General features: G+C 34.5%; 1 protein-coding gene. It reads right to left on the bottom strand.

Annotated features, from left to right (window positions below; all coding sequences use genetic code 11):
* The coding region (locus tag ABD917_RS08705) for a helix-turn-helix domain-containing protein (RefSeq protein ID WP_345119667.1) at positions 1-733 on the bottom strand (733 nt) is incomplete at its 3' end.
* Positions 734-924 lie beyond the last annotated feature (191 nt).

Genomic DNA, 924 nt, shown 5'->3' on the forward strand with positions numbered 1-924 from the left:
ATTCTATGTACATTTCGTCAGCGAAATGTCTGTGTTTCGTTTTTGATGTTTTTTGTTTTAAAAAACTCTCTAAAATCCACTGAAAAAGACCTATTGCTTTGTGTAATTTTTCTACTGAAGCTTTGGCCGGCCGACCAATAATCTGAACGATTTTTTGCATTCTAGAAAAAAGCAATGATGTAAATGGTGTCGCCTCAATTGATGCGTAAGAAGCTTTGATTTGTCGCACCAACCCTTTAAAACAATGCAAAGCGTCCTTTTGTTTCTTCTGAGCCTCTAGGATTTCATCAGTTTTCTGTTTAAGTTCATGATATCGAACAACAAGAATACGTAAATCAATACCGCAAGCTGCTATAATTCCATGATCACGGCTTCTCACTGAATAGCGCTTAAAATTACCAGAATCCCGCATGACAACAAGACCATAATCATAAAGACGTGAAAGCAATATACTAACACGTGACTCACTACGGCCAATGTCTTTACTAAGACAGTAATTGCTTTTAAAAACGATAGGAACTCCGCCTTTTTCAAATGAAGATATAGAAGCCGTATCCAATAAAGCTAAGAGAAGTTTACCTTCTGTGTCTTTAATCAAATGAGCCTTCTCTAATTTTTTAACCAATCCAATTAATTGTCCACGACTTACAAGACCCATTTCAGCATTTTCTGCTAATTTTCTAAACTCTATATGATGTGCACTTAACTTTCTTCCATAGACTTTATTAACCATAATTGTTTTAACCTCTCTATTAGAGGCAAAAAAAATGAAAAAAACATCCCCCTTCTGCAAAATTTCTCTTGCAGAAACCGCTACGATAAATTAAATTGGGGAACGGTTTTGATATTTAAATTTATTTTAATTATCGTATAGATGTTAGAAACCCTTCTGTTTCCGCAGTTGGGTTTTTAATTTTTTGCCAT

Origin of the sequence: Bartonella pachyuromydis (assembly GCF_039543065.1) — a bacterium.
In the GTDB taxonomy this organism is placed as follows: Bacteria; Pseudomonadota; Alphaproteobacteria; order Rhizobiales; family Rhizobiaceae; genus Bartonella; species Bartonella pachyuromydis.